Origin of the sequence: Ureaplasma parvum serovar 3 str. ATCC 27815 (genome assembly GCF_000019345.1) — a bacterium.
GTDB lineage: Bacteria > Bacillota_I > Bacilli_A > Mycoplasmatales > Mycoplasmoidaceae > Ureaplasma > Ureaplasma parvum.
The window spans coordinates 593,946-611,514 of the sequence record NC_010503.1; the positions used below are offsets into that span (position 1 = coordinate 593,946).

The following is a 17,569-nucleotide window of genomic DNA, read 5'->3' on the forward strand; positions in this document are numbered from 1 at the left end:
ATTAAAATTGGTTTTCGTTATTTGTATCCATAGCATCATTATTCGTTGTACCAAAACTATCAGTGTAGTGTTTGTGTTGATCATCAATTTTAAAGATTGATGCTTTTGGTTCTCCTGAATAATATGTAGCGTTTGAACTATTTGGAAGATTTGGATTAATTCGTGGTTCATATCACACTTTACCAATATCAATTGTATTTTTTAAACTATCTGAATTTCTTCGAAGGTAATTTGCTAATGTACAACTGCTTGATAACACGTTAGCACTTGTTGGTCGTGAAGCTCTTTCAAAATCTGTTAGTAATGAAGTATCTTCACCTTCATTAATACCATCAATATCATAGCCTTTAAAAGCTAAATTATTTGTATTATGTTGATAAATTCGAGCATAAACACCAAGTGATTTAGCTAATCCTAAATCAAAGATTGTTTTACGATAACCACCAAAACCTGTAAATGGTCCTTTAAGGGATAAAGCAACTTGATATCTTCAAGTAAAGTTATTTCTTCCATGACCAAATTTTCATACTTTTCAATCGACTGATTTGGTACTAAATGCATTTTTTAAACTATAGCCCATATCTTTAGCTGAAATTGTATTTGATGCTTGATAGTGTAAGACTTTAACTATATTATAATTTTGGTTTGGAATTAATTGAATATTTTTAAATTCTAAACAATTATTATGTGCAACAATTGAAACAATCACGTAATCTTTTTTAATATCATAGTTTAGATGATTATCAATCTTATTTTCATAATCACGTGTATTAAATGGATCATCTCATGTTGATAAAACTACATTATAAGTTTGTCCTTCAACAAAAGTATTTGCTTCTTTACCTTTTAATTTAAAATTAACCACTGATGCTGGGTAACCACCAGAATCACCTTTTGTAAAGACAATATCGTTTTTAACAACTGTAGTTTGATCAAATTCAATTTGAGCCCCTACGGTTTTAATGTGATATTTTGATGAATTATAATTATTAGTTGTGTAAATAATTTGATTATCAGCATTATTTATTGATCCAATAATTCTATTAATACCTTTATTAACAAATGAAATACTTTTAATATAATAATCTTGATTAAAATTTAAATTGTTAAAATCTGCATTGAAATATCAAAATGGGTCATTATTATTTTTCTTAAATAATTTACATGCTCCAGTACTAAAACTAGCTTCATTATCAGGTTGATCTTTTCGTTTGTATTCAATATTTATAGAAAAATCACCATTTAAAATTTGGTTTAAAACTGTACTATCATTTTTTCCAACTAATTTAAATTGTTTTGAAATTCCATCTTTAAATTGCGCAAGATTTTGCACTTCATTAACATCAATATGAATACCTGTTTTAATAGTTTTTGTTATGCGATTATCAATATTAATTATTTTGAGATTATCGATCATATAAATTTGCTTTTCAATCTCATTTTTATTTGGATGAGTTTGCTTTTCATTATAATAAACACCTAAAAATTGATATTCACTATTTTCTTCTAAAGCCCCATTATTAGGTAAATCAAATTCTAATTTTGAATAATTATTAGTATTTAATTGAATTGGTTTAGATCAAACTTCTGCATTTGTTTTAGTGTTAGTAAATAAAGCAAACATGTATTTATTATAAAGATGTTCATCTTTATTGTTAAATGTCACAGTTGATTTTAGTGTTAGATTTTTATTATCTAATTTATTTTTCACACTTTTTACTTCATAAGGATTTTGGTTTTCTTCAATTTTAATACTTGAGTATTGACTATTGTCTAATTCAAAAGTTACTTTATCCTTATACATTTTTGTTTGTGGATTTTCATACATTAATTTATTTAAATCCTTATGGGATAGTGTCTTAGGTTCATAAACTAAATCAATGCTAATAAGTTGATATAAATTACCTGGTTTAAAATGATCATCATTATTATCAATATTAAATTCAATGATTTTTTTCTTGTTATCAACTTCACCAACTAATGGAGGGTTCAAAGGTATTTGTTTTCTTTTATTTGGCAGTAAAATTTTTTCTATACCTATTCTTTGCCCCATAAATAAACTGTCATCTGGATCGTCATATCGAATTTGAAATGTCATTTTTTTATGATTTTTATTATAAACAATCTTAGGGGTTGCAACATATCATTTAATTGTTGTTGCGTCAGTACTAAATGATAGTGCATTACTATTTACATTTTTGAATGCTTCACTATCAGTATCTTTAGATATTAGTTTTTTATGGTGTTTATCTTGAGAAAAACTAGGATCTGCTCATTCAATTCCTAATATTTTATATTCACGATTACCCTTAAAATATTCATTATGATCTTTAATGATTTGAACTAAATAGTCTTTTTGACCCGCTTTAAAATTTATTGGTTCAGAATAGATTAGTTGTTTATCATTAGATTCTCAATTATTATTCTTTTCATCCCACACATCACTTTTTCTTTTTGAAGATTCGTAAATTAATCTGAATGGTTTACCAATATAAGTTCCATCATGCTGTAATTTTAAATCAAAACTTATACCATCATTAGTTTGATCTTTTTTAACTAAACTAATAATTTTTGGTTCAACAGTTTTAGTTTTGAATGAAATATTAGGTTGTGTCTTATCATTAGTATTTTCATAAATTACATTGTTATTAGCTTTTGAATTTAAATTAGCATAGGCCTTAGTTGGTTTTTGCTCAAATCACATTTTAGTAATTTTATATTTAATATTAGGCTCTAAATTATTTAAAGATAAAAGTACAATTGCACTATTAGAATTTCCATTTAATGTGTATGTACGTTCAAATACTGGAATATTTTCTGCTGGAATATCTTTTTTATTAATATCTTCATTAAATGGTGTAATTTGAATATGTAATACTTGTTTATCAAATACTTGATCTTTTGATTCTAATTGAAATCAAACTGTTGCAGCATCAGTTGTAGCTGGTGTTTTAATATTTTGAATTCGTACACCATCGGTTGGCACTAATAAATTTGCTGGGTATAAACTTAGTAAATATGTAGCATTACCTTGTTCAAAATCACTTTGTTGATTTCCAAAATATAAACCATTTAAATTATAATAACGATTTGTAGTTAAATTATCAATCTCAGCTTGATAAAGAATTTGATTATTATCATTAGTTGTTATTAAACGGGGTTTAGTTCATTTTGTTTCCCCATTATTATCAACATATGCTGCACTAATTCATTTATTAGCTAATAATTTTGGAGCTTGTGTAATTGTAATATCAACCTTACCTTTATTATTAACAACATCACCTGTTTTTGATGGACGTTCCTTAGTTGACAAATCATTATTTTCTAATAGAATTTTAAATTTATATTGATTATCATCATTTGTTGAATTTTGATAAATAGATGAATAGTTGTTTTTATCATTATTATTGATGTTTTCACCCATTCTAGCTGGTTTTGTTAACAACATTAGTTCACAAACTTTATAATCTTGATTTAGATCAATTCCACTAATATGAAATTTAACTATTTTTTTATTTTCTTTAATTTCAACATGTGCACTAGCTGAAACGCTTTGTTTTAGATTATTTAACATTGCGTATTTAATACTAAATTGATCTTGATTAGTTAATATATTACTTGGATCATTCAACTCAAAACATAAGTCTAAAGCCCCTAATGCTTTTTTAACTTTATTTCCATTTTCATTAACTTCTTGTGTTAATAGTGAATAATTAGTTGGAGTTTGCATTTGATTAATACTAATACGTTGAGCATTTGGTGTTTTAATATTTCCTTTAGCAGTTTTTTCTAATGCTAATCATGTTCATTTACTATCATCAGTGGCTTTATTATCATCCCCATATCCAATACGTAATGTATAAGATGAATTTCATAATAAATCACTACCAAAATCTTTTTTTCAATTTAAATTATTAAGATCTAATGAAGATATTGGAATAGTGTAATAAAGTGGTTTAGTATTTGGATCACTATTATTTAATTTTCACTCAAAACGAATATATTGACTTTTACTAAATACACTTAAATCCCCATTTAGTTTAAGATCAATTGTAGCGTTTGGAGTATTATTTACAAAATTAATCGTTGCAGTTTCAACATAAGCACTTTTCATTGTTTTAAACACTATTTGATCAGAATCAACATTTAAATTATCAACTGCTGTTACCTTGTTAAATTTCTTCAATTCTTCTTCATTAAATATTAATTTAGCATCTTTTAGTTCATATTGCATATCTTCAGTTAAGTTATCAAAAACAATTTCATCTAAAACAATTTCATTATTTACTATTTTAGTTTTTAGTTTTTTAGTAATTCATGAATTAGATGATTGATTATTTTTTACTCCAAAACGTAATTCAAGCTCATAATTTAAATTTTTTAAAACACTATCTTGGTCTTCAAGTTTTAGATTTAGTTTTGCATGATGTGCTTTGATTTCACTAACATTTACTTGCTTAATTTTTAAAGGTTTACTTGCACGAACTGTAAATTGATCTAAATCATCTGTTTTCTTTGTTAGATAACCCTTTTCTAATTTATATTTTTTAAAATCAGTATTATCACTCACATTATTTTTTGCTAAACCCACTCATTTAATTGTATATTGCATTCCCCATGTTAAATTATTAAGGTCAAAAGTAAAGTATTTAACAGCATTATTATCTTGATTTTTATCTGTATCTTTATGTGATTTTGTATAATTAAACTCTTCGTTTTTATTATTTACTAATAATAAACGTAAATACCCTTGTTTAATAAATTCAGAATAATCACCATCTAAAGTTAATTTTAGGGTATAACTGTTTTCTTGAGCTTTTTTGTTAATCTCAATTTTATTAATAAACAAGTGTTTTATAGTTGCAAAATGAACATTGTTAATTTCAAAATGAGGTTTTGAAGAAATATAAGTTTCTTTTTGACTTCAATTTTCTTGATTTAAACTAACCGTTTTTAGTTCATATTCTGTATTTTCACTTAATCCGCTAAGATCTACATCATTTAAAATTACTTCATTATTTTGAATTTCTTTAACGCTAACATGTATGTTTTTTTGTTTTGGAGTAGTTGGATTTATTTTTGTATTAAACACAAGATCTAATTCATCGCCAACTTTAAAAATATGGTCAGGATCATTAAGTGTTAATTTTAATTTTGCTGTGTTATCACTAAGATTACTAATCTTATCATTTGCATTAATATAACTTATAGTATTGATTGCATTTGTTAGTACTTTTATTTGTGGTGGATTTAAATTTGTGATATTATTAGCAACAAAAACTTCTTTGTTTTGATCATCAACACAATAAACACCAACATAACTATATATGTGATTTTTAGCTAAATTTGTAAATGTAAAATCTAAATCGTCATGAATATTTTCGTCGATTTTAATTTTAGTTGAAGATCAAACTAATTCGTTAGTATCATTACGTTTATATTTTAATGCTAAATATTTACCTTTAAAAGCACTCTTCATGTTATTTTGCATTTTAACATGAACTGTCGTATTACTATCAGTTGGAGTTGAAGGGTGTGCAACATTAATACTATTAACTTTAAATATGTTTCCTACAAGATAATTTTGATTTTTAATATCTTTATTATAAATAAAATTATCATAACCGTGATTTGTCTTGTGAATATCAAATTTCGCTTTTGCTGGTTTTTTATTAACTGATACAGCCCCAACTTCAAATTCTTGGTTATTTAAACTACCAACACTTAATCAAACTTCAGTGTATCATTTATTTTCTTGTTGGTCAAAATGAATAGGTCAATCATGAGATACTCATACATTGTTTGTATTTGGATAAACTAACTTAACATTAACATTATCATTATCATTAAAGATTTGATCTTGATTTAAGTCATTAAAATAAATTCTAAATTTAACATCGTTTTGTGTTCTTTTTGAATCATCTTCAACAATTTTTGCAATACTAATTGGTGTAGGTTCAACATTAAATTGGTCAACAAGATTATTCTTATTTAATTCACACCATTGGTTATGTTCATTTAAATATAAAATTTTATCTAAATGATATTCACGGTTACCAATAATTGAATTTGAAGCGTTTTTATCAAAACTAAACACATAATCATGTGTATTTGTGCTAACTAATAATGGTTGAGTTTCAAAGGTTTCGTTATTATTTTGTGATTGATAAACTAATTTTAGTTTTTTAGCATTTAAATATGGATCAATTTTATTAAATTTAGCGTTAACTTTAATTTCTTCTTTATTTGATGCGTAAGTATTTTTTATAGTTTTAATACTATTAATTTCAAAAATAGGTGTACTTGTTGTAAAAATAATTGAATGTGTTTGATCATTTGAATAAAACTGATCATTATATTTGTTATTAATATGTTTATAAGCATTATTTGGTTGTTGTTTAAATTCAACACTAACTAATATATATTTAGTATTTGGTTCTAAATTATTTAACGTAAAGCTAAGTTTTGTTTGGTTATTTACATTCGCAACAACACCATTAGCTACAAAAGTCTTAGTTAAATCATCACCTTTAGCAAAATGACCTATAATTTGTGAATTTGGTTTAAAAATATCACCATCATTTGTACTTATAGAACAATTAATATCAGCTGATGTTGAAGTAATATTTTTAACTTCATGTGAACTAATTGTTGTTGCTGATGGATTTATAACTATTTTTTTATTTGTAATTGATGAATTAATTGGAATTTGATTTGTGTTTGTGCATGCAAAATCATTATTTTGGTCTGAGAAATAAATAGCTTGGATTTCATAAGCCTTATTAGCAATTAATTTGTCATGACCAATCTCCACACTAGCTTTATTATTAGTAATTTTAAAAGCACTACTAAATTGGTCATCTTGTTTAAACTTATGACCACTTACACTATATTTAACACGAATGTACTTATTGTTTAATAAATTAGAACTTAATTCAATCGGTCAACTAATCTTGGTGTTTTGATCATAATCAAGATCTTGTTTATTAATTGTAACTTTATTAACTTCACAATCTAAAGCAATTTTTTGATTTATATCTTGATTATTAGTACTTAAAAGAGCTAAAGGATGTTGGGTATCATTAATTTTAGCAAATGCGGCATGAATTGGTTTATTAGCAAAACTAATTTCAAAAATACCATAATCTTGATTTAAAGTTAAATTATCAATATCAAATTCACAATAGAATTGTTTATTTTGTTGATCATATTTAATTGTAATATTGTTAATTAAATTAGCATTTTGCGTTTGATTAAATAAAGCATATTTAACATTTAATAATTCTTTTGAGCAATCAGTTGAATTTAAAATACCATCAGGATCATTAATTATATATTTAACATGTGCACTAACAGATTGATTATCTTGAACTTTTGTAATTGTAATTGTTGGTTTTTGCACATCCATTTTATTTGGCGCTAACCCTAAAGCTAATGATAGATGATTTTCATTTAAATCTTTTTTAATTTCATTGTTTGCACCCTTGTTTTTAATTGCACAAATTTCACTCAACTCATATTGATGATTAGGTGTAATTTGTGATTTTAACAATTCAAATTCATAAACTTGATTTGAATTTGAATTAATGTTATTAGAGCTTTTAATTTCAATAGCTGGTTTGTTAGGATTTGTTTTATCTACAAATTTAGCATAAATTTCATATCCTTCAAGTTCATGGCCTTCTTTATGTAAACCAACACTAAATTTAACATTTTCGTCTTTTGCACATTCATAAACTCCATTTACTAATTTAGAGTTTGATGCTAATTTAAAATCTTTAATGAAATTATGAGCAACCTTAGTTGTTAAATCTAGTTTTTCTAATTGTTTTTTAGTAGTTTCATTATATTGAATTGGTGATGTTTTTACATTAGGTGAATGAACATGTGTTGTGCTAATAGCACCAATTTCATAAGTTGTATTTGGTGTTAAATCCTTTAATGTAACATTAATTTTATGATTTTTAACACTAACTTCACCAGCTTTTGAACTTGTTCAAGCTTGTTCACCTTTTTTGCGATATGTAATTGTAATTTGGTCATTATCAACTAAATTATGATCTTGATCATCATAATCGAATGATAGATGGATTTCATCATACGTATTTGATCCACTTTGAATAACATTATTAACACTAATAGGTGTAGGTTCGATACTAAATTTAGCATCATCTTTATTAAAATTAGGTGTTAAATCAAGTGTATTAGCGTTTTTAAAATCAGCAGTATCACTAATGATTAACTTAACAAATTCAAAATCACGATTAGCAACTAAGCTAGTTTGATTATTATTAAAACTAAATTCTTTATTAAATGGTTTTGTAGTTGTATCTGAATTCAACAATACAGGATCTGATTCAATTTGTTGGTTATTATTATCTTTATAAACTAATTTCGCATATTTGTTTTCTAAACTAGAACCTGTTTTATTAAAACCAACCATTAACTTAATTGATTCATTCTTGTTAAAGTTTGTTTTTGTTGGTTTAACACTATTTAAAGTTGATTTTTCTAAAGTTTTTAAATCAATATTAGTATTATGATTATTAATTGGATAAACTATATTGTCCTTATTAACGCCATTATAGATAGTATCACTTGGTTTGCTTGTGAACCAAACTTTTTTCACTCGATATTTAGTATTAGGTTTTAAATTAATCAGTTGGGTTTTTAATAATCATTCATTATTTTCTTTTTCTAATGTTAAATCATAATCATGCGTTGTTGAATTAATTATTTGATCATGTGCATCAAGTTCATCAATACTGATTTTAGCGATTTTTAGATGGTTATTCTTATCTTCAAAAATTTGGTCATTTGAATGTAACAATAAACTTAAAGTGATTTTATTTTCATCTGCATTTTGTGCTTTTAAATCAACATACGTACTTGATGGTTTAGTGCTTATTGTTTGTGGGTTTACATTATTTTTAATAACTACCATATTTGCATGATTTTCATCAACATTAACATCTTTTGAATAGTATAAAGCAGCAAAAGTGTATAAACGATTTGAAATAAGTTGGTTTTGGTTTAATTCAAAATTTAAAGCAATATTATTTTTATTATTACCTATATTAGTTGGCGCAGGGATTGTATTAGTTCAAACGACACGATTATCATTACTAATATATTTTGCTTTAAAATGATATCCTTGAATTGTTTCAACTCGTGAATCTAAATTAATACTAATATTTTGTTTATTTGCTACATCAACATCAGTTAAGTTATTACTAAAACTTGCAATAGCAAATTTATTTGTAAATACGTATGTTTGTGTTGTATTAACACTAGCATCATAAACAACATTGTTTGGTTCTTTATAATCATTTTTAAAATTAATTTTATAAACACCATTACCAACATCTTGGTTTTCATCAAAGTAGATTTTATAAACTTTATATTCTTTGTTAACTTTAATGTTATTAAGATTAGCAACAAAGAATTTTTGCCCATCAATAATTTCTACTTTACCTTCATGTTCGCTAATCTCATTTAAATTAGCACCATTATTTTCATTTGGTTGAATATTAAACTTAAAGGTTTGATTTTCTTTTAAAACATCATCAAAATCATTGATAGCAAATTTTAGTTGTACTTTTGCACCATTATCACTAATTTCTTTAATTGGTGCACCAATAATCCCTAATGGTTTAGTTGGTAATAATTTAAAAGTTTTATTAAGATTTTCATATATTCATAGATCAATATAATCACTTTCACTAACGTTGCTTTGATTAAAATCTTTATTTTTAAGATAAACGACACGCTCTAAAGTGTATTCGCGATTACGTAATAAATCTTTAAATTCTCATTCATAATTTGCGTCATTTGCTGATGTAACTTTATGAATAAATGAAATTTGCTTACCATCATTTTTACGTTTGAAAATAAATTTGATATCTTTATTAAATAAAGAAGCGCCAATGTTTTCGATTCGTAAATTTATTTTTAAATCTGCTGTGTTTTTATTTTCATGATAAACAGGATCCATACTTAGACTTGTTATTTTAAAAACAGGGGCAAGAGTATAAAAACCAATTGGTCCTGATGGTAGTTCAAAAATGATAGGAGAAACATTCTTGGTTTTTTGATTCTTAATTGTAACACTCACAATTTCATAATCAAGACCAGCAATTAAATTAGTTGCCATACATTTTGTATATCTTTTATCTTGATCACTAATTGTAGCTGGGGTTGAAATAATATTTTGTGTTCCTTTAATACGATAATTGATATTAATTTCATCACCGCTATGTAGTTGATTATCACTATCATCTAAAATTAATTTAATCAAGGCCTGGTTTTGTCATACATCAATAGCGTTTTTGCTAACTTTAATTTTTGCTGGCGTAGTACTAAAGCTTGAATTAACTAAAGAGGGATTTAAAGCTAAAATATTTTTTTGTTCATTAATAGCATCAAAATTTTGTTCATCACCATAAACAACTTTTAATAAACGATAAAGGTGATTTGGTTTTAAATTACTAAAACTAAAATTTTGTAAACTAATTAAATTAGTTTGGTCTAATTTATTAACTAAAAGATCGTTTGTACTTATTAGTTGGTGTTCATTGTCCTCAAATACTACTTTAACATATTTATTATTAAGCTTATTATTGTTCTTAATAATATTAATATTGAATTTAACATCATATATGCCATTATTATTTTTTGGATAAGCATCTGCTAAATTACTAATTTCATTAACAATTGATTTTGATAATGTATGAATAGTTTTTTGATTATCTTCAATATTGTTTAAAAGAATTTCATTATTATTGTTGTTATTAATATTAACATTAGCTAATTGTGGTTTTTGTTTTAAACTAACACTTGTTAAACGATAAGTATGATCTGCTAATAAATTAGTAATTACCCCTGAAGCACTAAAACTATGTTCATCTTTTTTAACTAATGTTGTTTGTGTTTTTAAAACTGGTTGGTTTTTATCTACTAAATTTTCAAAACATAATTCAACAAGCATTCCAGGTTCTAAAACTTGATCATCATTATTAATGTTAAAATCATAATTAAATTGATCTTCATCAACATTGTGTGTTTTAAATTCTAATAGTTGGGTAGTTGAAGCTAAAGTACTAAAATCATAAGTTTTTGAATGCTCTTTTACAAAAATCTTCTTACCTTGGGTTTCATCATTATTTTGATTTTGATCATTAAAATAATAAATTCCTGCAAAATTGTATTTACGATTAGGTGTTAAATGATTGAAATTTAAATTAATATGTGCTAAATCAACATTATTTACACTAGCATAATCACTTCAAATTTTTTGGTGGTTATTATCAATATATAAAGCTCGTAAATATTGGTCTTTTAATAAGTTTTGACTAGATTTTAATTCAACATCAATGCTTGCAGTAGGATTTAAATTTGTATTAGGTTGATTAACATTAATGTTGTTAACAAATAATTCGTTTGTAAAACTTAGAATTTTACTTGGATTTGAACTAGCATCATAAATACTATTTTTATTAGAATTATTACTAATAGCATTGGCAGGTTGAATTTTATTTTTTGTTGCATAATTAATATTATCAACAATGTATTTATGATTTGGTTGAATTTTAAATGTGTTAGTGTTTTCTACACTAAATTCAAGTGTTTTATTATTATTAGCGTCAACATTGATTTTACCAATAACATTATGAGTTGTTTTATCTTTTTCATCATGGAATGTAATTTCTAAAATACTATCTTGTTCTAAAAAATCATTAGGATCATTTATTTGAAGTTTTAAATTAATTTTATTTAAATTTGAATCTGGTTTGCGAACTAGTTTAGTATCTATTGTTAATTGCTCGTTAACTGATGCTGTTTTAAAAGTGTTTGTAATTTTTTGATTATTTAAAAAACTAAATTTATAATCATTTTGATTAGGTTCAGTATAAATCAGTTTTTTAAATGAATAAATACGATTATGTTTTAAATCATCTAAATTAAAATCATATTCATTAACACCATAATTTAAAACAACAAAGTTATTAGATACTAAATCATGTTCCCCATCGTTATACACAATTTTAGCTTTACAATTATTTAAACTTGTTCCATCATTATTAATAACAATATGAACACTATTAGTTTTTACATTCGCATCTACTACATCACTTGCAGTAACACTAACTAAATCAAAACTTGCTTTTGGAGTACTAAAACCTGGTGTTTTTTGTGAATCAATTAATACATGATTATCATCACTATTATTAACATTAAAAGCACCTAATACTGGTTTTTGTCTAAATTTAACAGATTTGATCTGATAATTAACTTCTGGGCTTAAATTATTTGCATGAATTTTAACGCCTCACGTTTTTGTTATATCATCATATTCTAAATTAGATGTAAACATTAAATCATTTTTCGTATTATCTTTATTGCCAATAGTAACATCAATAACTTGATCTTTTGCAAAAATATCATCGGTTGACACTAATGGTAAATATAAATCCGCACTAGCAGGAGTGATGTTATTAATAGTTACTTTTGGTGAATTAAGATTGATTTTTGAAGCTGTTTGAATTTGTAAAGGTGTTATATTGTTCATATTAACCTTATTAGCTGATGTTATCTTAACAGTATTAACATCTTTGAAATAATATAACCCATCAAATTTATAAATACGGTTTGATTTTAATGCATTTTTGTCTGGTAAATTAAATTCATATTCATTATTAACATTATTAATTGAAACAGGATCAGATCAAACAACATCACCATTATTATCAATATACTTTAGTTTTAAATAGTATTCATTCATTAAATTCAATGAACGTTTAAGGGTTAATTTAACTTTATAATTTAAAACATTTGTTTTTACATCTGTTATATTTGGCTCATAATTATAAGTATTAACTAATAATTCATTACCAAATTCACTCAATTGTGGTTGAGAATTATTTAACTCATAAACTTGTTCATGATTTTCATTTTGATTAAAAGCAGCGTTGATTGGTTTATTAATCAACGTGATATTGTTAATATGATATTTATGGTTTAATGAAACATTAGGAACATCAAACTCTAAATTACGATTCCCGTTTTGATCAATCACTATTTTTTGATTATCTGCATCAAAAAGATTATTAGGATCATCTAAATCACTAATTTTAATAGTAAATGAACTACCATCACTGTCAACTAAGACATGATCATTATCAACTAATGGAATTGATAATCTAATACTATCATCAGTACGTTTAATTACTTGTAAACTATTATTTTTTAAACTAATAATTCCTGTTGGTTCTGTTTTAAAACCATGACTTAAATCAGTGCTATTTTTTATCACCGCATCAGTGCTTTGTAAATCATTTTGATCTTGTGCATATATTAATTTAACAAATTTATAAACACGATTTGATAAAAAACCATTTGGTTTATTATTTGTTAATGTGAATTTATAGTTACTATTGCCAACATTTAATAATAAAGGTTGAGATAAACAAACTTCATTATCTTTACTAATATAAACTAATTGGGCTCAAACGTTATTTAATGTTTTATCTTTTTGTGAGAAAACAATTTTTACATTAACATCAAGTTTATTTTCATCTTTTTTAATTACTTCATTTGAACTAATTGATTCAATATATGTTCCAATTAATTTCGTACTAAATTGATTATGTTTTTGATCAAAAGGGGCAAATACAACTTTTTGATACGCATCATTTGCTAAACCTAAGGCCTTTAATTCTAACAATTCATAATTATTATTAGATACTAAATTATTAAGTTCAAATTCTAACGTACCACTTTTGTTGGTTTTGTTAATTCCTTTAACATACCCTATTGTTTTATAAACTTGTTGATTATTCTTATTTAAATAAGTTAATTCAACTGGGTTACCAATTCTTAATTTTTGATCTTGATCTACAAAATCAATTGCTATTCGTGCATCTTGTGATTTAATAATTTGTTTAGGATTGTTAACATCAAAATTAACTATAGTAGCATGTGGAGTTGTACCAAAAATTAATGGAGTTTTAATTGGAGTTGAATAATGAATTTTATTGTTGTTTTCATCATTAAAACCCAACAATAAATATTTACTATTGCCTTTTAAATTTTGCAAATGTGCTACATAATTTTTTTTCACTAAATCATAATTTAGGTTAGCAACTAAATCTGGTTCTAATGCGTTATTATTTTCATCTAATAAACGATAAGTAATTGTTTTGGGGTGCTTATTAGTTGTACTAATATTTAAATTTAATTTAGTTGCATTAGGATCAGTATCATATTGATGATAATCCTCTAATACCAATGTATTAGTAGAAAAAATTCTAAATGTATAACCAATAACTTGATCTTTAATAATATTGATTTTAGTTTGACTATGAGCTTCAGCGTTTAAATCAGTAAGATTTAAATTATTATTTTTAAAAACTAAATTTTTAATGTAATAAGCAGTATCTGTTTGTAAATGATTAAAATCAAAAACTAAACTATTATTTTTATAATCAATTAAGCCATAAGCACTAACACAATGTTTTGGATCGTTTTTTAAAGCAAGTGTTAATTTTAATCGTTCATTTAAAGCTAATTTATTAGGGTCATTAACTGTTAAAATTAAAGTTGTGGGTTTGTTTTGAATAACACTAGGATTTTTAACAATAATTTTACGGCCCAGATCAACTTCATTATTTAATGTTTTAACTGAATTATCAACATCATCTGAACTAATAATTGTTTCTTTAGGAATGTGATATTCATCTTCTATGCTAATTGAATCAAAATGATAAATCTTATCTTTTGTAAAATTAGGGTTGTTTGATAGATCAATTTGTAGTTGGTGTTTATTATTAACAATTGCAGGAATTTTTATCAAATTACCATCAACATCTTGGTAATTAACAAAAACGTCTTCGCCTTCTTCAACATTTTTTGGCACATCAAAAACTAATTGGTTATTAACAATTTTACCAATATTTAGTTTGTTAACAATAATTTGTTTTTGATCCAAATCAGCAACATTAATTACTTTTTGACCATCATATTTAAGAGCAATTAGTTGATATTTATGATGGTTAGGTAAAACCTCATCACTAGTTATAAATCGTGTTTGACCTAATGAATCAATAATAGTTTTTGCTTTAACATGATATTCTTTTTGATTTTCATCAATAAAAGTTGCATCTAATGAACGATTAAACAAATTCTTATCAAAAGTTAGTAGGTTTAAATTTTTATTTGCATCTTGTTTAATAATTGCAAGTGGTTTAATAATGCTAATTCTGTTTAAAGGATTAATTTCGTTTGAATTTAATAAAATTTGCTCATGCTTGTTTTTATCAACAATATTTAACAATTGATAGTGGTGGTTTGCATCTAAATCTTTTGTGTTAATACTTATTTTATTCTTATTTAAATCAACTTTAGTAGGAACAAAATAATCTTTATTATTTTCATCAATAAAATGAGCAACAGCATCTTGAGTTGTTATTTTATTTAAATTATCATTAATGTCAATAATTAAATTTCCTAAATCATCATAGGTGTATGTATTTAATTGTTGTAATTTATTTACATCGACTTTTTCTAATAATCTATCTTTTCTATCTAAATCATTAACATTAACGATTGGTTGATTATTAACATTAGTAATTTTAGTCAATGTATAAGTGTGATTATTAGGTAGTAAATGATCATCATTTGTTCTTAAAATTAATTCTTGTTGATCATTTAATTTACCAGTTAATTGATAAGGATGATGATTTTCATCTTCAAAAGTTAAGACAACAGACTTATTAGCTAAATCAGGGTTTAAAAGTTGAATTTTATAATTATTATCTTCTAATGCCCCAACAATCGCAGCTGGTTTACTAAACTTTGTTTTTTGATTAATTGCAAGTTCATAATCATTTAAAACATTTGTTTCTGGCTCTTCTAAACTAATAACATGTTTTAGTTTATATGTATGATTTAAGTTTAAATCAGAAGTGTTAATTACAATATTGCCATTTAGATCAACCTTTGTCAACACTTTATGTTCATTATTTTTTTCATCAATAAACACGGCTTCAACTTGATCATTAGCGAATTGTTTAGAATCTACTTTAGCATTAAAAATTAAATTCCCTTTATCATCATAATGATATGGATCATTTAATGCATTAGTGTTTAATTTATTAATAGTTTTAGCACTTTCATTTAAATCATCTAAGTTAGCAACGCGTTTTGCTGGAGAGGTATTATTAATGCTAATATTATCTAGTTTATATAAGTGTCCATCTTTTAAATTGTTTAAATCTACAGTAATTTCACCATTATTAACCTTAGCAATAATATTGGTTTTATCGTGGTTTTCGTTTTCAAAACTAAGTGTTAATAATCGATCATTTAAACTTGAATCAACTTGAATATGAAGTGCTTTTTGTAAACCATTTTTATCAGTTTCAATTTTTATTTTATTTGGTTTATGGACAATATTTTGATGTGCCGCATCTAATTTATTAGGTTTTATAACATCATGATTATCCTTATCAACAATTTGAATTAGTTTATAATCATGGTGATTTTCTAAATCTTTTGTTAATAAACGCACAAGACCATCAGTACCAACTATTGCCTTTAAAGTGTGTAATTGGTGTTTTTCATCTTCAAATAAGGCATTAATATTTTGATTAGCTAAATTTTGTGAAACACGTGCGTTAATAATAACGTTTCCTTGATCATCAAAACTGCGTGTTTTATCAATACCACGAATGGGTTCACTAATTTCATCTAAATTAACAATTTTTGTGTTTTTATTATCTTCTTTTAAAGTTAAACCTACGAATTTATAAAAATTTCCTAAAGGTAGTTGTTTAGTTCCAACAATTACATTACCATTATGATCAACCTGAATATTTTGAATATATTTAGCATTATTTTGATTAATAAAATGCGCAGTCAAATACTGATTACTCAATTCATGGTTTAATTTAATTTCAAAAAATTTATCGCCTTCTTTATTAAAATTAACTTTAAAGACATTAGGACGATCGACAAGTATTTTTTGTTGCCATACCAACTCATTATTATTGATTAATGTATTATTATTTTCATCAACAATACGATCTAAAACTCAAGAATTATTCAAACCTAAACTCGTTGTGTCAATTCGTGCTACTTCTTTATTTCTTGTAATTAAAACTGAAGTTTCCTTGCCTAATTTATCTTTAAAAATCGCATAAATCTTTTGGTTAATATCATTATCTCTTGTAAATAAACGAACCTTAATAATTAAATTACCATCTTTTGTATATTCATAGTATTTACTAAAAATTTGATTGGAATGCTGATTTGCGAAACGTAATACAATTCCTGTAATTACACCAGCTCAAATTAAAGAACTAATTGTAAGTCCAGTAGCTATTTTGGCATTACGTTTTTTATTTTTATTATTCATAAATAATCATCTCTTTTTTATAAAATTTTCCTGTTTTTCAGTCTAAAAAAAAAAAAAAAAAACTAATTTATTTTGTGTAAACTGTTAAACTACACAAATTATACCATTTATCCGCTTGCTCTCTTGTTACAAAATACACAAATAATGTAAGTTTTT

The 17,569-nt window shown here is 24.7% G+C and carries 1 protein-coding gene; it reads right to left on the bottom strand.

Annotation, left to right across the window (positions count from 1 at the left end):
- Nucleotide 1: 1 nt before the first annotated feature.
- Complete coding sequence (locus UPA3_RS02565) at nt 2–17,413, bottom strand: DUF1410 domain-containing protein (protein ID WP_012316995.1); 17,412 nt, start codon at nt 17,411–17,413, stop codon at nt 2–4.
- Nucleotides 17,414–17,569 lie beyond the last annotated feature (156 nt).